Source organism: Methanocella paludicola SANAE (genome assembly GCF_000011005.1).
GTDB lineage: Archaea > Halobacteriota > Methanocellia > Methanocellales > Methanocellaceae > Methanocella > Methanocella paludicola.
Window position 1 is genome coordinate 1,217,242 of record NC_013665.1, and the last position, 21,916, is coordinate 1,239,157.

Consider the following 21,916-nt stretch of genomic DNA (forward strand, 5'->3'; position numbering starts at 1 on the left):
GCGGGGAATAACATTACAAAACAGTATGTGGCCCTCGTGTCACCATCAGCTCTTTCACTTTTTCGTCGTACTCCGCCGCCTCGTCGTCCCTTCCGAGCCTTCGCAGCGCAGCAGCCTTATTATTTAACGTCGTGACGTCCTCGGGATTGATCTCCAGGGACCTGTCCAGGCATTCCAGCGCCTCTGTGTACTGGTTGAGCATGGCGTAGCAGTAGCCCTTATTTGTCCATACGACGGCGACCCCGGGATTGATCCGGAGCACCTCCTCATAGCACTGGATGGCCTCGTTGTACAGGCGAATATCTGATAGCACCACGCCCTTATTGTACCAGGCCTTGGGGTAGGCCCGGTCAATCTTGATCGCGGTCTCATAGTACTCCAGCGCTTCTTTGTATTCGCCCATGTAATAGTGGCAGTTCCCGGCGACGCTTCTCGCTTCTACATGTTTTGGGTCGATATCGAGCGCCTCCTCCAGGTACCCCAGTGCAGCCATGAGGTTGCCGCGCTGGTAATATAAAAGACCTTTAAGGAACCAGGCATCCGGGCTTATGGGATTCTTTTCGAGGGCCTTCTCAATGCACTCCAGGGCCCGGGCGAATGAGCCCATACGGCTCAGGGCGCCAGCCTCGCATAACAGCAGGTCAGGGCTGATCTCGCCCATGCGGTCGAAAATAGCCGCCGCTTCATCATACCGGCCGATGCTGGCGTATAGCATGCCTTTCCCGACGTCGTCCCGCATGTCCTTCATTAGCTATCATGAAGTGTATTTTCACGGCGGGCTTAAACCTATCGTCGTCTCTATATTTAATGACCGACAATATACATTCTCAGGAGCTCTGCAAATGCAATTCCGATGGTACCATGTGGCCGTCGCCGGCCTCGCCATACTTCTGCTCGCTGCCGCCATCCAGATGATCGGGCCTTCCGTAGACAGGGATGTTCTTTACCAGGTCTCGGCGATGGACCTGTTCTCGAACGGCTCGTATGGCGGCATCGTGGACGCAAAGACCCTCAGATCCAACGGCGACTTCGGCATCGGCACGTTCGACGGGCTGAACGGCGAGATGATCGTGTTGAACGGTACCGTCTATCAGGCAGCGTCCGACGGCAAAGTGCACATCATGGGCGATTCGGCCACCATACCATTTGCCGACGTGACCTTTTTCGATGCCGACGACACCGTTACTCTGGCCGGGCATTATAATTTTACATCCCTCACGACAGGCCTGGATGAAAAATTATCATCAAAGGATAAGTTTTACGCTATCCGCATCCACGGCACATTCTCCTATCTTAAACTACGCAGCCCACCTCTACAGGACGAGCCATACCCGGTATTATCAGAAGCCTTAAAGAACCAGTCGATATTCGAGATGCAAAATGTAACGGGCACCATGGTCGGCCTCTATACGCCGGCGTATGCGAAGGGAGTCGGATGGCCGGGATATCATTTCCACTTCATCTCGGATGATGGCCAGACTGGCGGGCACGTCCTGGAGCTATCGGCGAACGACATCGTTGCGGCGCTGGACGATACGCCGCGCTTCAGCATGGTACTGTCGCCTTAGCATTACATCAAGTACGGAATAGCTGGTCGGTCTTAAGGATCTTCGTACCGGACCTGTCCATGATCAGGTCCCAGGCCAGCCCTTCGCCGACCCTTACCTTCCATGCCGGCTTACCCTTGTACGGGTACGGCTCTATGCTCTTGATGCTGTCGGCCGTGATCGTGTAGTTCATAGGCTTTCCGGCAATGCTATAGTATGTTAAATTCATGCCGGTGAGCGTCCGGCTTATGTTGTCCCTTGCGGCATTATCCGGCTTAACGGGAGGCGCCAGCGCCGTCAATAGCTCTATGGCCCCCGGCAGGGACGTTATTCGATCTGACAAAATAGAACTGTCGGGGAAATTCGCCGTCGAAGCATTTATCCCGGGGCTCGCGACCTCCGCATTAGTGAATTCTACGAGCCCGCCAATCGCTTCCATCAGCTTTCCAGTATCGCCGGCATATACCGGCCTGATGGCCGGGAACGTTAACGATACCAGGCTCGCCGAAGCGGCCGGCGAAGCAAGCAATATCGCGATAGCTAAATAAGCGATGATCTTGATCCTCATCTCAATACCCACGACAGGAATTAGGCTATACATGCGTAAAAGGATTATACGGCATTATACCGGCTTTAAGCGGTATTTTTTGTTTTAAGCCGGTAAAGCCCTGATAAGAAATTATTCCACGATCACCGTCAGCTTATACGCCTTATCGTAAGTGCCATTCTCCGCCGAGCTCTTATAGCTGCCAAGTATTACCTGGGTCCCTGGCTTAACAGCCTTAATGTCCCATTCCTGGGTGACCTCGAGCTTCGACAGCCCGGAGCCGCTGAATAGCGAGCTTATCTGCTGTGGCGTATACACGCGCTCGCTGGTGATGTTCAGGCCGTCGGTGACTGTCAGGTTCCAGATATACCCCTGATCGACTCGGGCGGGAAGCTGGAGGTGTATGGTGTCCCCGAGCTTGACCGTAATGGTGCCGCCATTACTGGACTCGCCATAGTTATCCGTCGTGGATGGCGACCAGTTCGTAAAGCTGCTTGTCGCCGGCTGCATCATCGAGCTGGATAATATATCCGAGATATTGATCGACGCTGGGAGTTGAGATTGATAGGAGGCCGGCGTTGGCAGGAAGCTCAAGGAAGACGCAGGCTGCGTAAGCGACGGTAAAAATTGCGAGGAATTAAATGCCGACAAATACGTATCCGGCATGCTCAGCGAAGAGTCGATAAGGCCCGCCGGGAAGCCGAAAGAAGACAGCCCCGATAAGTACGACGACAGCCCGAAACTGGCGCAGCACGCTGTAGAACACGTCAACATAGCAGTAACGACAAAAAAGACCGCAGTAGCCCTTGCATTCATGACCATCGTAACTAAGTTATCTCCGCCCGCATAAAAAGCAAATACGACATAATCACATACTTTTAGCAAAATAACGGCAAATTAATTGGATTATTATTTAGCCCGCTGCCGCATGAACTATATTTAATAGTTGAGGTGAGGGTAGTCATGAAAATGATAAAGCTATGTATCGCAGCGCTGCTGGCCGTCGCAGTTCTCGTCTCCACCGGGTATGCGGCCTCGGCCAGCATGTTCTCGTTCCCTTCGTTATCGATAGGCAGCATGGGATTCGGCCAGATCTCAGCGTCGGACATTGGTAGTAAGCCGATCATATTCGCGCCGAGCAACGCGGACCTTTTCTCCGGAAACTTCCTGGGAACGCATGTTAAGCCTAAGCTGACAGTGAATAACTGGACGTCGAGCATGAAGACGTCGCCCGTTAACCAGATGTTCGCCCTGATGGCCAACGGCATCGGCGGCATACCGGCATACGGCTGATCAGCCTATTTTTTTACCGGAATGGGTATCCTGGCAAGCGGCACGTTCGATCTTTCCTTCTCTACCCTGTAGAAAAACAGGTAATACAGGGATGCCGAGCAAACGTAGGTCACGCAGGTGACCATGAAGGGCAGCACGTAATTGGAGCCGGCCATCATGATGCCGCTCAGGTAGGCGCTCAGCGACTGGCACATGTACCACGACATGGACGTGAGGCTGCTCACCGTTGCCCGCTGCTCGTCCGATACGAGCTCCATGTTGAAGTTGTTGATGGCCGGGTTGGCCATGTTCATTAGGGTCATACGCATGATGTAGGCGAACGCCGCCACGTAAATGTTCGTGGTGAACGCGAGCATTATGAGAAAGGGAAGGGAAGCGAGCTCAGTGAAGGCGATGGTCTTGATCTTGCCGAATCGCTCCACGATGAGAGGGATGACCATCAGGCCCACGATCATGACCATCTCGCCCATGGAATATATCAGGCCGATCTGGTCAGTCGTGGCTGACATTAAATTATGGAAATAGACGTTGAAGAAGGGAACGATCATGCCGGCGCCGATGCCGACCAGGCCGTTGATGACCATGAGCTTTTGCACGTCCCTCGAGCGTAGGGCCGAGCCCAGCACTTCGAACCTTTTTACAGGCCGGGCTTTTCTGCGTTCCTCGTTCATGCTGAGTATGGGCAGGGCCGAGAGGGCGATAATTGCCAGTGACAGGAATAGCGTATAGCGATATACCTCCGGGCTCATCGGGTCCACTCCCATCCCGGACAGTACATCGGGCAGCATGCCGCCTGCCATACAGCCAAAGATATATGCCACCTGGGAGAGCGCCGAATTCGTCGAGAACAGGTACATGCGCTCGTCGGGCTTCGAGTTCTCCATCAGGAACGGCGAGCCTGCCACCGTGTAGAAGGCCGTGCCGATGCCGTATACTGCGCTGAGCACGAGGAGCCAGTCGAGCGAAGTTACGGTATATAGCAGTAACAGCGCCGATGACGTGACGATGATGGAAAATAACAGCGTGTATTTGCGGCCCAGCCTGTCGCAGAGCGAAGCGGCAGGCACGGCTGCCAGGCCCGTCGAGATGAAGACGATGGAGAGCATGAGCCCGAGCATGTCTTCCCTGATCCCCAGCCTCAGGATGTATAGATTAAATATGACGCCGTAAATGCCGAGGTGTACGGACAGTAAAAAATAGTACGCCAGGTATGATCGGGCGTTGTGGCTGAATTGCCCCGCCCTGCTAAGATATTCCCCTAGCGCTTTGATACCCGGCACGTTCGCACGCTCGTTTTTATTATTGCTTAGATGTCCTGCCTCTTGAACAGCCCGTCGGCCGCCAGGAGGAGTATGCCCGTAAATAGCAGCAGGATGACGACGTTTGCCCATAACGGCATGCCGACCTTGTCCGCCGTGCCCGCGAGCAGGGGGCTGACGATATCGTGGCTGATCGGGTCGATCCATATCAATAATTTCGCGTAGAGCGGGTACTGAGCGAACGAATCTCCAAGGATGATCGTCCCCCCGTTCATCAGGGAAAGGTAGCCGATAAGATTGCCTATCGTGTTGGAGAAGTACAGCGCGACCCACGCGACGATGCCGCCGAGGATGGATATGAGCGGGTTTTTGGTCACCGTCGATATCAGTATGCCCAGGGCCACATAAACGCCGAACAGGATGACCATGAATACGATGACCATGGCGGCATTCAATAGGTCCGTGCCGGACGGCACAACGCCCGCGACGACCGCCGTCAGCACGTATGCGATGATCGAGCCTGCCCCGTAGAAGAACGATACTACTCCTAAGCAGCCTATGAACTTACCCAGGATGACCGTGCTCCGCTCCACGGGCTTAGACAACAGCTGATAAATGGTCCGGTCCTTCCTCTCCGCAGATATCGTGTCGGCCGTAATGATGACCGCCAGAAGTACCAGGATAATATTAAGGTAGTCCATAGTGCTCAGGACCTGAGAAGGCATAAAGTCCGACATCAGCCCCATGCTCTTCATATAGTTCAGGCTCATGATCGTGATGCCCAGGATGGCGAGCGCCATTACCGCGTAAAGAACCCCGACTAAGATAAACCGTTTGGATTTTAAGTAGTCCCGGAATTCTTTGGAGGCGATGATAAGTATATCATTCATTTGTCCCTGTGCTGCCATGCTCAGCCCTCCACGTTGCCCTCGGCGGTCACTTTAAGGAATGCGTCCTCGAGAGTGGGCATCTTTTCCCGTATGCCGCGGACCCGGCATCCGGCATTGACCAGGGCGATGTTGATATCCTCGGCCAGCGCCGGGCTCTCGACCGTCACGTCGATGAAGCCGTTATTGCGAGTCACTCCGCCGACTCCCTTGATCTTTTTCACCAGGTCGAGATGGGCGTCCTCGAACCTCGGGGCCATTATCTCGATGACGGGCATGTTCCCTTCGGTGCTCCTGAGGAACTCCTCGATGGGCCGCTCGACGATGAGCCTGCCCTTCTTCACGATGCCGACCACGTCACTGATGTCCTGCACCTCGTGAAGGATGTGGGATGATAAGAAAATGGTGACGTTCTCGCTTTTCAGCTTTTTGATGACTTCACGGATGTCATGGGAGCCCTGCGGGTCGAGGCCCGTCGTGGGCTCGTCCAGGATGAGAAGCTTCGGGCTGCCCAGTAATGCCACGGCGATCCCGAGGCGCTGGCGCATGCCATGAGAATAAGTTCCCACCCGGTCGTTGCCCCGGCCTTCGAGCCCTACTGTCTTCAGCAGTTCCACGATACGGCCGTCCAGCTCCTCTACGCCGATGAGCCTGCCGAAATATTCGAGGTTGCCCCTGCCGCTGAGGTCGTCATAGAATGCGGGCCGCTCGGGCAGGTAGCCCGTGATCTTTTTTATCTCAAGGTGCTGTGTCTTTGCATCTAAGCCCATGATGCTGGCCGAGCCGGCCGTGGGCCTGATGAATCCCATGAGCATGTTGATAGTGGTGGATTTTCCCGCGCCGTTGGGGCCCAGGAATCCGTACACGATCCCCGGCTTGACCGTGAGGTCGAGGTCCTTAACTGCGACGAGGTTGCCGTAGTCCTTGGTTAAGCCATGCGTCTCTATCGCGTTCATATATTGGCCTTCGTTGAATTTATGTCATTACATCAGGCGTTTCGAATATAAATAGTCATGTAGTTTGGCATAGGCTCAAAGAAGTATTTTGGGCATCTGGGCCGATGCCCGTAAACTTTTATTTATATCTCTTAAACGCAATGACTAAGCCAAGCGCGATGAGGGCGCCGATGAGCACAAAGCCCGGGGTGGGCGTCGAGGTGGCCGTTGGGATGGCGGTCGGAGTAGTAGTGACCGTTGTAGTCGCGTTGGGGGCTACGGTCGGGCTAGCCGTGGGCGTGGCACTGATCGCTGGAGTCGCAGTCGCCGTTGGCGTCACGAACTCGACGTTCTCCTCCAGGCCGTACGAGCTACCGTTGGTCGATATGGCAAAGATCGTTATTTCGGCGGGCGTGGAGTTGTCAACCCATGGAAGGCTGGTATAGACCTTACCATCCTTATCGGTGAACGCGCTGTCGGGGTTCAGTATCCCCACGCTAGAGCGGAGCAGGATCTGCCATCCGGCACCTACGGAGTGGCCCCAGTAATCGTTTATCTGGACAGTGATGTCGGCGCTGTTACCATAGGTGATGTGCTGGGTGCTCATGGTCATGTTCGCATAGTAGGGCATCGCCATGAGGACGACGCTCCTGGTATACGTATCGTTCGTGGTGACGTTCAGGCCTTCGGAATAGCCTTCCACATAGTATGGAGACCAGGCGTAGACCCGGTAGAAGCCCTCTGATACGTTCGTGAACTGGAAGAAGCCTTTCTCGTCCGGGGTCACGTTGAAGCCGGGGATGTAATCGGAAGCGTTCGACCCGTTGACGAGCTTCACAATGGTACCGTCCGGTACTGCCTGGCCGGTGTTGAAGGCGACCTTGCCGCTGATGCTTCCCGGTGCAGAAGCGGCCGCCGCAGGCAATATAAGGCAGGCCGATAACAAAAAAATAAAAGCCACGGAAGATATTATGTGGATGCTTCTTCTCATAGATATCATAAAAAATTAGGCCTTTTTGCTATAATAAGCTTGTTTTAACTACGAATGAGGCCGTATATATCGGCTTATAATCGATTTTTATGGGCGGAAATGAGGTCAAAAACCTCTGCCGCCGATGTCTTCCGGTAGCTACCCCTCGCAGTCACTTTAAGCGCCCCAGCGGCGCTGGCGAACTCCAGGCACTCCTCAAGGGACATGCCCCGAAGCCGTGCATACATGAACCCGGCGGCGAATGCCGCCCCTGCGCCGGTCGTATCTACCGCCTCCGTATCGAACGCCGGCACGCTGACGATGGCCCCGTCACAGCATATGCATCCCATTTCGCCCAGCGTAACGATCGCCAGGCCATTGTTGGCCTCGTAGATCTTTCGTGCAGCCTCGACCGGGTCGTCCGATATGAGCTTCGATATCTCCTCGCCGGCGATGACGACGTCGAAAAGCCCTATGTTCCGGATGGAGGGCACGTCGAGATTAAGCTGTGCAGGTATGCCTGCGGCTCGGGCCGCCTTCGCAATGATGGCGCCGTTCCTGCCAAAGCAGCCGTCGACGTAAACGTATTTTGAACTCTTGAAGTCGTCGGGTATCGGGATCTCGTCCTCGGGCGTATTGTCGTGAAAAGTAATGGTCGAGCGCTTCAGCCTGTCCAGGACGATGGCCGTTAAGGCTGTCTTCCCGACTTTCTGGACCAGCGCCTTTACCCCTTCCTTTTCGAGGCTCCATAATACATAGTCGCCCATAGGATCGTCGCCTATCGGGCTGCCTGCCAGGCCGACTCTCATACCCAGGCTCGATAAGGTCAGCGCCGCGAGCGCTGCGTCGCCGCCGACGGACATCCGGTAATCGATCGCCGTGGCCTGCTCGTGCTCGTACTGCTGCCGCTCGAGCCTTCCCGAGATATCCAGCGAGATAGCGCCATAGCAAAAAACGTCGTACACGATTACATTATACGCCATACTATGTTTTTAAGTTTTCATCGCAAACCCTAAATACCATATCGTCTAACCTAATCATTTACCGGTACTCCGGTATGGAGCGTAACCTGTTGTTCGTAGATAGTTTATGTTCCCGTTGCCCGCCGAGAAAGGCACGTGGGCGGGCTTTGACCAGAATAAGCCAATGGGGGCTTAACTATGGAAACGGTAATACAGACAACGGACCTGACAAAATTTTACGGCAAAAGTCGCGGGATAAAGGACGTTAGCATCACAGTAAACAAAGGCGACATCTTCGGCTTTTTAGGCCCGAACGGCGCGGGCAAATCGACCACCATAAGGACTCTTCTGGACTTCATCCGGCCTTCGGCCGGCTCCGCCACGATCTTCGGCATGGACTGCCGCAAGGACTCCGTAGCCATCCGAAAGCGCATCGGCTACATCCCGGGCGACTTCGGCCTGTACGGCCACATGACCGGCTGGAAGTTCCTCGAATATTTCGGGCGCATACGAGGTGGATATGATACCTCGGCCGCAAAAGAATACTCGAAGAAGCTCGACATCCGGCTCGACCGCAGGATGAAGGAGTACTCGAGGGGCATGCGGCAGAAGGTAGCTATCATCCAGGCGTTCATGAATAACCCTGACCTTATCATAATGGACGAGCCCACCAACGGCCTCGACCCGCTGGTGCAGCAGACCTTCATGGATATGCTGCACGAGGACGCAGGCCGGACGATATTCATGTCGTCGCACGTGCTCTCGGAGGTGGAAAAATCCTGCAACCGGGTGGCCATCATCAAGGAAGGCCGCATCGTGACCGAGGAGCAGGTCGAGGCGCTGCGGCAAAAATCCGGCAAAGTGCTTGAAGTCAAGTTCGCGCAGCCCCTGACGAAGGAGATCTTCTACCTGCCCGGCATCAGCAACTTAACGCAGGTCAATGGCGCTTACCGCATGACGGTCACCGGCAGTCTCGAGGAGCTTCTCCAGGAGATATCCCGCCACAGGCTGGCGGATATCAGCATACACCAGATGACGCTCGAAGACATTTTCATGCACTACTACGAGGGGGCGAAGTAAGACGGCGCTGGAAGTATTCAAGCAGGCTATAAAGGATAAGTGGGTTGGCGCCACAGTAGCCGCTGTACTGCTTTTCCTGTACGTGTTCTGGATCGCCACGTTCTACCCGGCGCTCAAGCCGAACATGTCCATGTACGACGACATGCTGAGCAATCCCACGTTCCAGGCGCTACTCGGGGAACAGGTAGCCACCATGGGCACATTTGTGGGATTCATGACCATGGAAGTGTTCAGCTACATGGGGCTCGTCCTGGGCGCGTACATCATCTTTATGGCGGCTTCGTTCGCGGCCGGGGAGATCGAGCAGAAGAGCAGCGAGCTGTTGCTGTCGCTTCCGGTAAGGCGTGAGTCGCTCATCATATCGAGGTTCACGGCCATGCTGCCGTTCATCGCCTTAATCGTGTTGGCGGAGCTGGCCGCTATCTACGCCGGAGGCCGGTATATCGGAGAGGACTCCTCGATACGGTGGTTCGCCTATGCCATGCTGTTCATGGGCTTTTTCCTGGTCGCCGTGGGCGCGATGGCGCTGCTGATATCGTCCCTGATGAGCGATGGCAGGAAGGCCGCCCTGGTATCTCTGGGCATACTGCTCGGCATGTTCCTGGTCGAGAACATCGGCTCGATGGTCACGAGCATCGACTGGGCGAGGAGCCTGTCCCTGTTCCATTATGTAAGGCTGACTTCGATCGTCATGAACCACGAGGTCGTCTGGCGGAATGCCGGGATATTGCTGGTCATCACCGTGGTCTGTCTGGTACTCGCCGTCATCGTCTTCAGGCAGCGCGACATCAACGTCACGTAAAAATAGCAAAGCCCCGACAGGGGCTCTTTTTTTAATTACAAGCGGTAATCTTTATATACCGGGAGTTTAGCTGGCAAGAAAATCCTTAAATAAGCAATAAGGAGACTTCCTAATGCCGAATAAAGTGGCACATGCCTTCGGCAAAAATCAGCTGAGGCTTAACAATGGAAACTGTCATCGAAACGAAAAATCTGACTAAGTTTTACGGAAAAAACCGGGGCATTAAAGACGTGAATATCACCGTACGAAAAGGCGATATCTTCGGCTTCCTCGGGCCCAACGGTGCGGGTAAATCGACCACGATCCGCACGCTGCTCGACTTCATCCGGCCGTCGAGTGGCAGAGCGACCATCTTAGGCATGGACTGCCAGAAGGACTCGCTCGCGATCCGGAAACGGACCGGGTACGTCCCCGGTGACGCGAACCTCTATGGCCACATGACCGGCTGGAAGTATCTCGAGTATATCGGTGGCATCCGGGGCCAGTACGATGCGGCGTCGGCGAAAAAGTACGCGGAGCGCTTTGAGATCCGGCTCGACCGCAGGATGCGGGAGTATTCCAGCGGCATGCGGCAGAAGGTCGTCCTCATCCAGGCCCTCATGAATGATCCCGACCTGGTCATCATGGACGAGCCGACGAAGGGCCTGGACCCGCTTGTACAGCAGATCTTTATGGACGTGGTCCGGGAAGAGGCCGCCAATGGTAAGACCATCTTCATGTCGTCCCACGTGCTCTCCGAAGTTGAAAAAGTCTGCAATCGCGTCGCGATCATCAAGGAGGGCATGATTGTCGCCGAGGAGGACATGGAGAGCCTCAAGCACAAAGCTGGCAAGGTCGTCGAGGTGAAGTTCCGGGGAGCGAAGCCTGAGCCCTTCACGATCAGCGGCATCGGCAACGTGGCGCAGCTCAACGGGTACTACCGGATGACGGCGGCCGGCGATATCCGGAACATACTCCGGGATATCGCCTCCTACGACGTCGAGGACGTCAACATCCACTCCATGACGCTGGACGACATCTTCATGCAGTATTACACGCCCGGGGTGAAGTGAATGTCCCTCGCGGTCCTGTTCCAGACGCTCAAGGACAAGGCGAGGGGGACCGGTTTGGCGGTGCTGCTCATCCTCATCTTCGTCACCTACATGGTGGCGATGTTCCCCGAGGTCCAGAAGATGACGGGCCTCGACGAGCTCATGAAGAGCCCCGCCTTCCAGGCGCTGCTGGGTAAGATTCCCGACTTCACGTCCTTCGACGGCTTCATAACTCTCGAATTATTCACCCTGTCAGCACTGGTCATATGTGGATACATCGCATTCCTGACTGCGTCCTTCCTCGCGGGGGAGATCGAGATGAAGACCATCGACCTGCTGCTGGCGCAGCCCGTCACCCGGGTCCGGCTGGTCATCTACCGATATGCCGCCCTCATACCCATCGTCATCCTGCTCATGGCGGCGATCATGGTCGGATTGTACGTAGGGACCCAATACATGGGCATCGCCGCATCCTACGGCTGGCTCGCGTATGCGCTGGTCTTCGCGGGGGCCTTCATGCTGGCGTTCGGCGGGATCTCCCTGTTCATCTCGGCGCTGTTGAGCGACGGCCGGACGGCGGCGATCGTGTCCCTCGGGCTGCTGTTCGCCATGTACTTCATGGAGACCATCGGGGAGTCCGTGGAAAAGGTGAGCATCGTCCGCAGCCTGTCCCTGTTCCACTACGTCCAGTATAGCAACATCATGGTCTACCATGACTTGAATTTGGGCAACCTCGGCGTCCTTATCGCCGTGGCCGTCGTATTCGTTGCGCTAGCGGTGTATACATTCCATCGCCGGGATATTAACGTGGTATAGGAGGTATGACATGTCCCTTAAAGTACTTCGACAAACGCTGCTGGACAAGTGGAAGAGCATCGGCCTGGTCACCGCCCTATTCTTCGTGTTCATGGCCTATTACACGGCCCTGTACCCCTCGACGGCGAGCCTGTCCACGGCCAGCATCAACGAGCTCCTCGAGAATCCGGCCATTAAAGTGTTGCTGGGCAACCTGCAGTGGGATAACTCGTTCGAGAGCTATATCTCGACCAAGGGCCTCATGTTCACCGGACTGATCGCGGCCGGCTTCGTCGCGTGGCTGACGGCCGGGTTCCTCTCCGGCGAGGTCGACCATAAGACCATCGACCTGCTATTGGCCCAGCCCATCGTCCGCACCCGCCTCGTCCTCACTCGCTATGCCGCACTGGTCGCGACGGTCACGATCATGATGCTGGCGATGCTGGTCGGCGTCGTCGTCGCCGTCAAAGCGCTCGACATCACGACATCGATCCCGTGGATAGCGTATGCGATAGGGTATATGGGCGTGTTGACGCTGGCCTTCGGCGCGATCGCGATGTCCATCTCGGCTTATCTGAGCGATGGCCGGAAGGCGGCGCTGACATCGCTGGGAGTCCTGGTCCTCATGTATTTCATGGAGACCGTGGGCTCGATCGTCGACCTGCTGGGTCCGATACGCTATTTGTCGCTCTTCCACTATGCCCGGTACAACGAGATGCTGATGACCCGGACCCTGAGCCTGGTCGATGTTGGCGTTATGCTGGCCGTGGCGATCGTGTTCGTGGCGCTGGCTGTCGTGGCCTTCCAGAGAAGGGACATTAACGTGTCCTGATGTCCCTTTTTTATTTTTACATGCTCAAGTAGCCGGTGAAAAAATGAAAGACAGCTCAAGCGTTACGGCCGAAGGGCGACTGATCTTCTATTTATTTTTTCCGCGGCTTACTATCCGGTGCTTTTTTCATGCTCCACGGGGAAAAGATGAACTTCGAGCTCATGATGAACGCCTGGTTCGTCGTGTTCAGGGCGCTGATCTCGTCCCCGGCGATCGGGGGGACGTACAGGAATTCGCGGTCATCCGTTATTAGCATGAACGCGCTGCGATGGTCCAGGACGCCCATCGCTTCCTTAAAGGGCGTGACCTTATTCGTATTTCCCATCTCGCCAGCGGAAAAGGCATCGATCATTTCCTTTGCCGACATGACGTAGATCGTCGCGTCGTCCTTCTCGAACGTTTTTTTCAGCCTGCCTTCGAGCGTCCCGTCGTCCGACATGACCATGAGGGTGACCTTAACGCCTTTGCCCGCCGCCCGCTCCAGATGGCGCACGTAGCGGTCCGATGCCATGCAATAAATGCTCTGCTCCGCATGGTCGATCATGTCATCGATCTTGTAGCCGACGGTCGCGTTGCCATATATCGACCAGAGGGCGCGGGCGGACTTCTCCTGCCGGTTCTCCTTTTCCAGCGCGTGCAGCCCCCGGAGCGCCTCCTCCGCCGCCTTCACGTACACGTCCGCCAGGAGCCGGACGGCGATCTCGGGCGGGATCGCCTGGTAGACCAGCGGCTTGCTATTCGTCTCCACGACCAGCCCGCGCTCTTCCAGCGTCCGCAGGCTCTCGTAGATGCTCGGCTTGCTGATATCCAGCATTTCGACCAGGTCCTTCGCCTCGGCGTACTTGTAAAGGACGAGCGCCGAATAGACCTTGGCCTCCGAATCGAAGAGGCCCAGCGTTTTGAGCGATGCCACGAGGGCGGGCGAGATATTTTTCATGCTTACTAACAGACTTATCATTGGTAGTTAAATAGTTAACGACCAAAGCGAAAGTTATATATTCGATTACTGTACTCATGTCTATTGTAGTTAACCGGTTAATTACTGTGTATCAGGTCGTGAAAATATGGATAAAAGCCAGTCAAGCACCAGCGCCTCGGGCATCGCCGCCCTGAGGGCATACGAGTCCAGGAAGCCCGAGGGCGAGCGTATCTGTAACGACACTTACGCCCGGCATTTTATCAGCACCTGGATGTACCACCTCGTCAATTTCTTCATGAGGCTCGGCTGGGATAAGATCAAGGGCCCCGACGTAGTGGGCTACCTGGTCGTCCGCTGCCGCTACATGGACGACTACCTGGAATCCTGTATCAAAGATGGGATAAAGCAGTTAGTCATTCTGGGCGCCGGCTACGATTCCCGGGCTTATCGCTTCGAACAGCTTAAAGGCCGGGTCAAGGTATTCGAGGTCGATTTGCCCGGAACACAGGAGATCAAGCGTAAAAAGCTGGTCAACGTCTTCGGTGGCATACCGGATGGTGTCGTCCTGGTGCCGGTAGACTTTAATACCCAGAAACTGGACGAGCGCCTGAAGGAAAGCGGCTATGACGGGAGCCTCAAGACGCTGTTCATCATGGAAGGCGTCGTATTCTATCTCACGCCGGAGGCAGTCGATGGCACACTGGCCTTCATTGTGGGCCACTCCGGGAATGGAAGCTCCGTCATCTTCGACTATACCGATAAGGCCGTCGTAGACGGTACCTATAAGCGCTCCGAGATATCGTCGATGAGGCGTTATAAGGCGTTCTCCGGCGAGGAGATCGTATACGGCATCGACAGCAGTACGATCAAAGAGTTCATGGAGGGCCGGGGGTTCGACCACGTCGTGAACGTCACCGGCGACGACCTACACCGCATGTACTTCAAGGGCGCCAACGAGAAAAGGCAAGTAGCCCCGATCTATTCCATCGTCCACGCAACGGTCAGGCCAAAGAACGGCTAATTCTTTTTTATTATCGTTTACCGTGTGACTGCAAAAACATTTATTACTATATACGTAATATACTAATTACGTAATAACTTGATATCATGGAGATGGCCGGTATGGGAAAAACAGGAGAATCGGGCGCTGTCAATGCGCTTCATGATGAGCATATCTACATGACCGTCAAAAGCCTGCTGACAATACTTAATAAAATGCGGTCCGACAGGCTGGAGACCTGGTCCGACAAGCTAAAGGGAATATCGAAGATGGAATTGCACATCCTCCTGCTCGTCCAGGCACAGCCGGACATCGTCCTGGGCGAGATTAAGGACAGGCTCGACGTGCCTAATAGTACTCTAACCGGCGTCATCGACCGCATGGAAAAGCAAGGCCTGGCCAGGCGCACGATCAGCCCCAGGGACCGCCGCTCATACGGGCTGGAACTCACGGAAAAAGGCAAGGAAGTGCGCAAGGAGCACGACCGTATACTGCTCATGCTCGCCTCGAATATGCTCGATCCTCTGGACGACCGGGAACGTACGACGTTCATAAGACTCCTATCGAAGATCGCTGACAACATGCATCCGGGAGGCGAATAACACGGCATCAGTAAAAGCTCTCCGCGTCGCCGCCATACAGATGACGTCCCGCCTCGGGATGGTCGAGGAAAATATCGGGCATGCGACCCGGATGATAGAGGATGCGGCAGGGCAGGGCGCAAAGATGGTCGTGCTGCCGGAGATGTGCATGACCGGGTATACGCTCACCAAGCAGGCCTGGGATATGGCCGAGCCCGCCGGAGGCCCCATAGAACAGTGGCTTACATCTACATCGAAGCGGCTGGGCATTTACCTGGGAGCAGGGCTGGTCGGGTGCGAAGGCGAGGACTTCTATAACACGTATTTACTGGCCGACCCGCAGGGTAAGGCCATCGGCAGGGTACGAAAGACACAGACAGAATATGACATTTTCAAAGCCGGCGATATGGCCTCCCACGTCATCGATACCGATATCGGACGCATCGGCGTGGGCATCTGCGCCGATAACCATGTCGTCTTTCTTCCGAAGCTCATGGAAGAAAAAGGCGTGGACATCCTGTTAATGCCGCATGCGTGGCCGACGCCATACCGTACATCGAAGCTCATATCAGAGCAGGATATCAAAGAGCAGAACGATAATGCCCACGAGTACGCCCTGCTGTTCTCAATGATACTCGGTATACCGGTAGTCTTCGTCAACCAGGCCGGTCCGATCGAAGGCGGGCGCTGGCCTGGCATACTGGGCAGGGTGCTGACGCCTGAGTACTTCCGTTACCCGGGCCTGTCGGCCATCGTCGACTCGGACAAGTCTATAAAAGCACAAACCGGACACGATGAGGGCATTATCGTGGCGGACGTTACGATGGACCCGGCACGCAAGCATAAGGCAGAAATACCTGATTACGGCGGCTGGCTCCACCCCGGGGCATTCCCCATGAGAAAGATCGTCATGCCCCTGGAGATCTATCGGGGAAAAATAAGCTATAAGCTGAGCGGCGAGCGAAAGCGGAAGGCACTAGCCTGCAACGGCTAGGGGCTTTAAACGATCTTTTCCAGTTTTTCATGGACTTCCGGATAAGCGACGTGAGGCCTTTTCGTGACGAAGGCGCTGTCCAGGTCCTCGCAAATGCCGATAGCGATCCGTATCGGTATTCCCAGCGCCATCCGGTCTTCGGGGAACCAGCAATTCCCTGTCGGGTCCATCGGGCCAATATAAGCCGAATCGCGGGGCGCTTTTTCCGCCAGCCCCGCCGGATAGGTCAAAATCGTGGCGCATGTCGGGCCCCAGGAGGCCCTTACAGCGTTAAACGTGTCCGTGCTCCTGAAGTGGACCATGCTGCTGAGGTTCCTGATCTGCTCGCCATTACCATAGCATATTATCGCCTTCACTCCCGGGTCGGCCTCGAGGTCTTCGCAACGCCGGATGACCGTATACGTGCCGGGCGGTGTTACGGCGCCAAGGGCTTCCTTCGACCTTTTAACGGCGTCGGGGCTGGCTTTCAGGTATTCGGCTTCGCCGTTGCGGAACTCTTTTGTGCCCGTCGAAACGAAAAAGTCGATGAGGGGTGCCATCCTACCGTATCCGGTCCAGCCGATGCCGCCCGCGCAGCACCCGGCCAGCGCGCCCTTGCCGAAGTACAGCGGCGGGGATTTTTCTGATAGCGAGGCCATGTAGATCGCCTTCGCGAGGCACCGGTCGACGGACGTGATCGGCTTCCCGCCATCGGGCACGCTCTCTGCACCATAGACGCATAACGGCTGCGTCTTCAATCTTCCTGCGGTCCGGATACGTTCCCCGATCTTTTTTATCGATATTGCGGTCATCATGGTCATCTCAATACTTTCAATATACCCTCGAAAGCCATATATGTGTAAGGTGGTATATTCTCACTTCCCGACAGGAGTGAGCCCGATGGCGGCGAGCGTCGTATCATCCAAACAAAAATGGAAGGAGTTCTTTACACGGTACTACAAGCCCGATATCCAGCAGCTTGCGGTATCCGACGCAAAGTCTAAGTCCCTTACCATCGAATTCCAGGAGATTGTTAAATTTGACGTGCGCCTGTCCGAGGAGCTTCTGAAGAATCCCGATAAAGTCATTAAGGACGCCGAGGACGCGATACCTCTTGTGGACCTGCCCGTCAAGCGGAAAGTGGCGGCCTTCGTAAGGGTCGTCAGGATACCCCGGAAGACCCAGATCCGCGAGCTAAGGAGCAGCCATATCAACTCGTTCGTATCCATCGAGGGCACTGTCCGTAAGATCACCGACGTCCGCCCCCGCATCATCGTCGCGGCGTTCGAATGTGCCCGGTGCGGCAACCAGATCTATCTGCCCCAGGAAGGCTCCGGCAAGTTCCTTGAGCCCTCCTATTGTAGCTGTAACGAGGAGAAAAAGGGCGTTTTCCGGCTGATGTTCAAGGAGTCGACCTTCGAGGACTACCAGCGCATCAAGATCCAGGAATCCCCGGAGGACCTCAGGGGAGGCGAGCAGCCCCAGACCCTTGATGTCAACGTGAACAACGACCTGTCCGGAGTGCTCACGCCGGGCGAGCGAGTCGTAGTGAACGGCATCCTGCGCTCGGTGCAAAAAATAAACAAGGATGGCAAGACCGTTTATTTTGAGATCTACGTCGATTGTAATTCGCTCGAGTTCGAGGAGCAGGAGTTCGACGAGCTTGAGATCACGCCCGAGGAAGAGGAAACCATTCTCAAGCTGGCGAAGGATAAGGACGTATTCAGGAAGATCATCGGCTCGATTGCGCCCTCTATCTACGGGTATGAGGAAGTTAAAGAGGCTGTAGCCTTACAATTGTTTTCTGGCGTTGTGAAAAATCTGCCCGATGGTACCCGCATCCGGGGCGATATTCACGTCCTGCTGGTCGGTGACCCGGGTATTGCGAAATCGCAGATACTGCGTTATGTTGTTAATCTTGCGCCTCGTGGCGTTTATGCATCCGGTAAGAGCGCATCCTCGGCAGGCCTGACCGCGGCGGCCGTCAAGGACGACTTCGACGGAAGCTGGACGCTGGAGGCCGGCGCGCTCGTCCTCGCCGACAAGGGCATCGCGGCCGTCGATGAGATGGACAAGATGAAATCCGAGGATAGGAGCTCTCTGCACGAGGCAATGGAGAGCCAGACCATCAGCGTCGCGAAGGCGGGCATACTTGCTACGCTCAAGTGCCGCTGCTCGCTGCTGGGCGCGGCGAACCCGAAGCTCGGGCGCTTCGATGCCTTCGAGAACATCGCCGAGCAGATCAACATGCCTCCCTCTCTTATCTCCCGTTTCGACTTGATCTTCATTTTGCAGGACAAGCCGGACGAAAAGCGGGACTCCAGGATCGCGGGGCATATCCTGAAATCGCACTACGCCGGAGAGCTCGGGGCACACCGTACGCATAATGCCTCTAGCTTTGTGACCGACGTCGCGGTTAAAGAGGCCCAGAGCCCGATCCTGCCCGAGATCGACGCCACTCTACTAAGGAAGTACATCGCTTACGCCAAGCGCAACGTATACCCGGTCATGACCGACGAGGCCCGGGAGCGCATCACGAAGTTCTACCTTGAATTGCGTAAGCCGGGCGAAGATAAGAACAGCCCCATCGCTGTTACGGCACGACAGCTGGAAGGCCTGGTGCGATTGTCGGAAGCGAGCGCCCGCATGCGCCTCAGCGACCGCGTTAACATCGAGGACGTAGAGAGGACCATCGCCATCACCATGTCGAGCCTCAAGCAGGTGGGCACGGACCCGCAGACCGGCAACCTGGACATCGACATACTCACGGTCGGCGTGGGCAAGTCCCAGCGCGAGCGCATCAAGGACCTGAAGAACATCATCATGGACCTTGCGAAAGAGTATGGCTCCGGAGGCGTGCCCCTCGATAAGATCGTGGAGAAGGCGGCCGAGCACGGCCTGACGAAGGATAAAGTAGAAAAAGAGATAAAGAAATTAAAGGAGATTGGCGAAATATTCGAGCCCAAGGTCGGCTTCTACAGCCATACCTGAGGCGTGTGAGCGTGGCATCGTGTACATGAAGGTCTATCATATCGGCGAGGAGGTCCTCGTGGCGGTCTCCGACGAGAGCTGTCTCGGTAAGGAGTTTACCGAAGGCGATATTCACCTGAAGGTCAATAAGGAGTTCTATGGCGAGGAGCGTGCGGATAAGGACGAGGTGGTCTCGGCCCTTTGTGACGCCACCATCGCAAACCTCGTCGGCGAGCAGAGCGTCGCCACCGCCGTCGAGAACGGCTTCGTCAACCCCTCGGATGTCATTTACATCCAGGGCGTGCCTCACGCTCAAATGGTGTGCATCTAAGCATTTGCTTAGTACGTAAGCTTTTGCTTATTTTTATAATATCCGTAATATATGCGGAATTCATTCATTCCACAGAACGATTTCTAATTTCATTACATACAGGATGGCGCAACAGGCCTACGATTAATCTACACAGTTTCAGGCCAGGGCAATAATAGTAAACATATTTATATTATGAACATTAATTATTTAAGTAATAAGCTAGGATATAAATAACAATGCACGAAATAGCGTTTTATGTGCATCGACACTTGGGCCGGTGATTGGATATGGAGATAGACTTACTCAATAAAAAAATTCTACAGCTTCTACAGAAGGACGGCAGGATCACATACAAGGACATCACGAAAGAGATGGACCGGGCCGAATCCACGGTGCGAGAGCGCATCGGCTTCATGGAAGACCAGAAGATCATCGAAGGCTATACGGCTATCATCAACAAGCCCCGGGTCGGCCTGAACCGGAGTGCCATCCTCTATGCGAGGGTCCCTATATCCAGCTTCGAGGAGATCGCGAACAATCTGAAAGCGGTGAACGGCGTCCTCCAGATCTACCGGACGAGCGGGGATAAGAACCTGGCGTTCTTCATGGCCGCCACCGATGACGAGGAGCTTAACCGTACTATAAAGAATAAAGTCACGCCCCTGGGCGTCACTGACATCGAAGTGTCCATCATCCTCGAGGCAGTGCGCGAGATCGCCGAAGTCAATATCCTCAGTGTCGAAGAGAAGAATGAGATGGACGAGAAGAAGCGCCAGCGCGAGGTCAGCCGCACACAGAAGGCCGTCAAGGGCGAGAAGAAGATCGGCACCGCGCTTGAGAATGCTTTAGAGAACTTCCGGGTCCAGGTTTAAAATTAGCTGTCCACGGGCTTGCCGTGGACTTCACTCTCTTTTTAATATCTTTAACTGGTGCCCGCATCGTCATTAAGCCGCAGGTTAATACGGTCCTCGAACTGCTTGAGGGCCTTGATCATATCTTCCTGGTTCAGCTTAGTACGGTCCTCGGTCAGAGCGTTAAGCACAGCCTCACGGACTATCAGACGTAAGTCGGACCCGGCATAGTTCTCGGTCCGGTCCGCCAGCGCGTCGATGTCGAAATCGCCGTCGATCGGGTCGAGCACCAGCTCGAAGATCTTCTTGCGCATGTCACGGTCGGGCAGCGGGAACATGACGATCTCGTCGAAACGCCTCCAAACGGCGTTGTCGAGCAGCTTCGGGTGGTTGGTCGCGCCGATGAGCAGGACGCCGTCGTTGACCAGGCTGATCTCGTCGATACACTTGAGCAGCGTGTTCACGGCACGCTTGATGGCGGCGTGCTCGTCCGAAGTACGGGTCTTGGCGACGAAGTCGAACTCGTCGATGAACAGGATACACGGGCTCAGCTTCTTGGCCAGCTCGAACACCTTATCGATGTTCTTGGACGTCTCGCCCAGGTACTGGGACGTGATCATCGAGAGCTTGACCTCGAGGAAGGGCAGCCTCAGGCGGGCGGACATGGCACGGGCCGTGGACGTCTTGCCGGTTCCCGGCGGGCCCACGAAAAGCAGCTTGCCGATCTCGCGCAGGCCGATCTTACGGAGGTAGTCGCGGTACTGGATGGCCTTGACGATCTTCTCGACCTCGGCCTCCTGTTCGCCCGTCAATACGATATCGTCGAGCTTCTGGCCCACTTCTTCCGGCGCCACGATGTGGACGAGCTTGAGCATGTCGATGGAGTCAGCGCCTTCGTCGGCGATGCTCTTGCTCAGGCCGTCGATCCATTCCCTGCCCGATTCCTTGGTCGGGTTACGGGAGCGTACTTCCTTATAGTCGACGTCGAAGTTGCCGTAATTCTGGTAGTAGAAGGCCAGGACGGGGTTGTTGTTGATCCGGTCTTTGACGTCCTTCTTGGCGAACCACTTGGTGCCCAGGTCGAGCACTGTGAGCGTGTAGATGGAGCCGAACTCGTCGAAGTTGACGAAGGGAAGCGAGGACATGATGTCCTTCGCGTTGTCCAGGCCGTAGATAGCCTTGATATCGGACTCGACGACCTTCATGGGACGGTTGACTTTTTTCTCCTTGGCGTCCCAGTAGTGCTTTCGGATCTGGGGCGGCAGGTCGTCCTCATCAAGGTTGTTCGAGTTGTTGTAGATCTCAGCGGTTAATAGTAATTCTAGAACGTCGAGCACGGCGTTCTCGTTTATGCTTGCCATGTGTACCT

24 protein-coding genes are annotated in these 21,916 nt (G+C 55.5%); 13 read left to right on the top strand and 11 right to left on the bottom strand.

Features of this window, described 5'->3' with window-relative positions:
- Nucleotides 1-13 precede the first annotated feature (13 nt).
- On the bottom strand, nt 14-748 hold the full coding sequence (locus MCP_RS06235; RefSeq protein WP_012899980.1) for a tetratricopeptide repeat protein: 735 nt from the start codon (nt 746-748) through the stop codon (nt 14-16).
- Between the two features lie 94 nt (nt 749-842).
- On the opposite strand from MCP_RS06235, the gene budA reads away from it, so the two are divergent.
- The gene (budA, locus tag MCP_RS06240) at nt 843-1,568 is read left to right on the top strand and encodes an acetolactate decarboxylase (RefSeq protein ID WP_158301451.1); all 726 of its coding nucleotides are present in this window, start codon (nt 843-845) and stop codon (nt 1,566-1,568) included.
- A gap of 7 nt (nt 1,569-1,575) precedes the next feature.
- On the opposite strand, the gene MCP_RS06245 is transcribed toward budA, so the two are convergent.
- Both MCP_RS06245 and MCP_RS06250 read right to left on the bottom strand, forming a co-directional pair.
- Nucleotides 1,576-2,127, bottom strand: coding sequence for a hypothetical protein (locus MCP_RS06245; RefSeq protein ID WP_158301452.1), 552 nt, complete (start codon nt 2,125-2,127; stop codon nt 1,576-1,578).
- A 99-nt stretch (nt 2,128-2,226) separates the two neighbouring features.
- Complete coding sequence (locus MCP_RS06250) at nt 2,227-2,916, bottom strand: protease inhibitor I42 family protein (RefSeq protein WP_128567068.1); 690 nt, start codon at nt 2,914-2,916, stop codon at nt 2,227-2,229.
- Nucleotides 2,917-3,057: 141 nt separating this feature from the next.
- On the opposite strand from MCP_RS06250, the gene MCP_RS06255 reads away from it, so the two are divergent.
- Nucleotides 3,058-3,387, top strand: coding sequence for a hypothetical protein (locus MCP_RS06255; RefSeq protein WP_012899985.1), 330 nt, complete (start codon nt 3,058-3,060; stop codon nt 3,385-3,387).
- 5 nt (nt 3,388-3,392) lie between these two features.
- Here the strand turns inward: MCP_RS06255 and MCP_RS06260 are convergent, their stop codons facing one another.
- The 5 genes from MCP_RS06260 to MCP_RS06280 all read right to left on the bottom strand — a co-directional run bounded on the left by MCP_RS06260 (nt 3,393) and on the right by MCP_RS06280 (nt 8,421).
- A complete protein-coding gene (locus MCP_RS06260; protein WP_012899986.1) occupies nt 3,393-4,667 on the bottom strand; it encodes an MFS transporter in 1,275 nt (424 codons plus the stop codon).
- A gap of 26 nt (nt 4,668-4,693) precedes the next feature.
- Nucleotides 4,694-5,554 (bottom strand): ABC transporter permease, encoded by an 861-nt coding sequence (locus tag MCP_RS06265; RefSeq protein WP_012899987.1) that lies wholly within the window; start codon nt 5,552-5,554, stop codon nt 4,694-4,696.
- A 2-nt stretch (nt 5,555-5,556) separates the two neighbouring features.
- Nucleotides 5,557-6,489: an ABC transporter ATP-binding protein gene (locus tag MCP_RS06270; protein ID WP_012899988.1), complete on the bottom strand. Its 933-nt coding sequence runs from the start codon at nt 6,487-6,489 to the stop codon at nt 5,557-5,559.
- A 118-nt stretch (nt 6,490-6,607) separates the two neighbouring features.
- Nucleotides 6,608-7,393 carry a carboxypeptidase-like regulatory domain-containing protein gene (locus MCP_RS06275; RefSeq protein ID WP_231845181.1) on the bottom strand — a complete coding sequence of 262 codons (786 nt, stop codon included), beginning with the start codon at nt 7,391-7,393 and terminating at the stop codon, nt 6,608-6,610.
- Nucleotides 7,394-7,533: 140 nt separating this feature from the next.
- Nucleotides 7,534-8,421, bottom strand: a complete 888-nt coding sequence (locus tag MCP_RS06280) for a carbohydrate kinase family protein (protein ID WP_231845182.1) — start codon at nt 8,419-8,421, stop codon at nt 7,534-7,536.
- Between the two features lie 177 nt (nt 8,422-8,598).
- Between MCP_RS06280 and MCP_RS06285 the strand changes: the two genes are divergently transcribed.
- The 5 genes from MCP_RS06285 to MCP_RS06305 all read left to right on the top strand — a co-directional run bounded on the left by MCP_RS06285 (nt 8,599) and on the right by MCP_RS06305 (nt 12,940).
- On the top strand, nt 8,599-9,480 hold the full coding sequence (locus tag MCP_RS06285) for an ABC transporter ATP-binding protein (RefSeq protein ID WP_012899991.1): 882 nt from the start codon (nt 8,599-8,601) through the stop codon (nt 9,478-9,480).
- Between the two features lie 28 nt (nt 9,481-9,508).
- Nucleotides 9,509-10,282: an ABC transporter permease subunit gene (locus MCP_RS06290; protein ID WP_128567069.1), complete on the top strand. Its 774-nt coding sequence runs from the start codon at nt 9,509-9,511 to the stop codon at nt 10,280-10,282.
- A gap of 164 nt (nt 10,283-10,446) precedes the next feature.
- Nucleotides 10,447-11,334 (top strand): ABC transporter ATP-binding protein, encoded by an 888-nt coding sequence (locus tag MCP_RS06295; RefSeq protein WP_012899993.1) that lies wholly within the window; start codon nt 10,447-10,449, stop codon nt 11,332-11,334.
- Nucleotides 11,335-12,129 carry an ABC transporter permease gene (locus MCP_RS06300; protein WP_012899994.1) on the top strand — a complete coding sequence of 265 codons (795 nt, stop codon included), beginning with the start codon at nt 11,335-11,337 and terminating at the stop codon, nt 12,127-12,129.
- Between the two features lie 10 nt (nt 12,130-12,139).
- Nucleotides 12,140-12,940 carry an ABC transporter permease gene (locus MCP_RS06305; protein ID WP_012899995.1) on the top strand — a complete coding sequence of 267 codons (801 nt, stop codon included), beginning with the start codon at nt 12,140-12,142 and terminating at the stop codon, nt 12,938-12,940.
- A 91-nt stretch (nt 12,941-13,031) separates the two neighbouring features.
- Here MCP_RS06305 and MCP_RS06310 read toward each other — a convergent pair whose 3' ends face one another.
- A complete protein-coding gene (locus MCP_RS06310) occupies nt 13,032-13,877 on the bottom strand; it encodes a TrmB family transcriptional regulator (RefSeq protein WP_012899996.1) in 846 nt (281 codons plus the stop codon).
- Nucleotides 13,878-14,004: 127 nt separating this feature from the next.
- Here MCP_RS06310 and MCP_RS06315 point away from each other — a divergent pair, with 127 nt between their 5' ends.
- The 3 genes from MCP_RS06315 (at nt 14,005) to MCP_RS06325 (ending at nt 16,434) form a co-directional block, all read left to right on the top strand.
- Complete coding sequence (locus MCP_RS06315; RefSeq protein WP_012899997.1) at nt 14,005-14,880, top strand: SAM-dependent methyltransferase; 876 nt, start codon at nt 14,005-14,007, stop codon at nt 14,878-14,880.
- A 101-nt stretch (nt 14,881-14,981) separates the two neighbouring features.
- Nucleotides 14,982-15,461 carry a MarR family winged helix-turn-helix transcriptional regulator gene (locus tag MCP_RS06320; RefSeq protein ID WP_158301453.1) on the top strand — a complete coding sequence of 160 codons (480 nt, stop codon included), beginning with the start codon at nt 14,982-14,984 and terminating at the stop codon, nt 15,459-15,461.
- Nucleotides 15,445-16,434 (top strand): carbon-nitrogen hydrolase family protein, encoded by a 990-nt coding sequence (locus MCP_RS06325; protein ID WP_394296152.1) that lies wholly within the window; start codon nt 15,445-15,447, stop codon nt 16,432-16,434. The genes MCP_RS06320 and MCP_RS06325 overlap by 17 nt, the downstream gene beginning before the upstream one ends.
- Before the next feature lie 5 nt (nt 16,435-16,439).
- On the opposite strand, the gene MCP_RS06330 is transcribed toward MCP_RS06325, so the two are convergent.
- Nucleotides 16,440-17,234 (bottom strand): DUF169 domain-containing protein, encoded by a 795-nt coding sequence (locus MCP_RS06330; RefSeq protein ID WP_012900000.1) that lies wholly within the window; start codon nt 17,232-17,234, stop codon nt 16,440-16,442.
- Between the two features lie 79 nt (nt 17,235-17,313).
- Here MCP_RS06330 and MCP_RS06335 point away from each other — a divergent pair, with 79 nt between their 5' ends.
- The 3 genes from MCP_RS06335 (at nt 17,314) to MCP_RS06345 (ending at nt 20,568) form a co-directional block, all read left to right on the top strand.
- Nucleotides 17,314-19,404, top strand: coding sequence for a minichromosome maintenance protein MCM (locus MCP_RS06335; protein ID WP_012900001.1), 2,091 nt, complete (start codon nt 17,314-17,316; stop codon nt 19,402-19,404).
- A 25-nt stretch (nt 19,405-19,429) separates the two neighbouring features.
- Complete coding sequence (locus MCP_RS06340) at nt 19,430-19,714, top strand: DUF424 domain-containing protein (protein WP_128860161.1); 285 nt, start codon at nt 19,430-19,432, stop codon at nt 19,712-19,714.
- Between the two features lie 269 nt (nt 19,715-19,983).
- Complete coding sequence (locus MCP_RS06345; RefSeq protein ID WP_012900003.1) at nt 19,984-20,568, top strand: Lrp/AsnC family transcriptional regulator; 585 nt, start codon at nt 19,984-19,986, stop codon at nt 20,566-20,568.
- A 50-nt stretch (nt 20,569-20,618) separates the two neighbouring features.
- Here the strand turns inward: MCP_RS06345 and MCP_RS06350 are convergent, their stop codons facing one another.
- On the bottom strand, nt 20,619-21,908 hold the full coding sequence (locus MCP_RS06350; RefSeq protein ID WP_012900004.1) for an ATP-binding protein: 1,290 nt from the start codon (nt 21,906-21,908) through the stop codon (nt 20,619-20,621).
- Nucleotides 21,909-21,916 lie beyond the last annotated feature (8 nt).